Source organism: Agrobacterium sp. MCAB5 (assembly GCF_052114365.1).
Lineage (GTDB): Bacteria > Pseudomonadota > Alphaproteobacteria > Rhizobiales > Rhizobiaceae > Agrobacterium > Agrobacterium tumefaciens.
In genome coordinates this window covers 1-499 of record NZ_JBFREP010000215.1, presented here as the reverse complement: position 1 = coordinate 499, position 499 = coordinate 1, and the positions used below count along the sequence as shown (strand labels likewise).

Annotated in this window: 1 protein-coding gene; it reads right to left on the bottom strand. The window is 51.3% G+C overall.

Annotated elements, in window-relative coordinates; genetic code table 11:
- Positions 1-56: 56 nt before the first annotated feature.
- Complete coding sequence (locus tag AB4Z23_RS28290; protein ID WP_013637255.1) at positions 57-383, bottom strand: XRE family transcriptional regulator; 327 nt, start codon at positions 381-383, stop codon at positions 57-59.
- Positions 384-499: the final 116 nt, after the last annotated feature.

The following is a 499-nucleotide window of genomic DNA, read 5'->3' as shown; positions in this document are numbered from 1 at the left end:
GAATAGATGAATGAAATTGACTGGCCGTCTGTTCGAAACCTTTCAAGGCGAAAATGTTATTTTTCGGTGGCCAATTCGCTGAAATTCTTGATGCTGACTGAGGCGTCGGGGAACTTTGCTGTGATCTCCAGCGTCCCGCCAAGAGCTTCGATGTAACGTCGCAGGTTGCTGACATAAATATCGGCACGCTGCTCCAGCTTTGCTACAGCTGGCTGCTTCACGTGGAGTGCGCGTGCTACATCCTGCTGGGTCTTTTCACGCGCTTGACGCAGCTCATGCAACGCCATTTCCTCGAGAATTGCCTTGGTTGCTTCATCATTGCGGGCGCGACGTTCAGGCGCCATACTCTTGCGCAGGTCGTTAAACGAGCGATGTCCAGTCATATCAACCCTTCCTTCCCGATCTCGATCAGGTAATTGTCATATAGGCGATCAGCGACCGGAATCATGATCTCGTAAAAGCGGTCGTCGCCGGTTTTATTTCCACCGACCAGCAAAAT

Coding starts and splice junctions, on each gene's coding strand:
- AB4Z23_RS28290 (WP_013637255.1), bottom strand. CDS start 383: ATGACTGGACATCGCTCGTTTAACGACCTGCGCAAGAGTATGGCGCCT.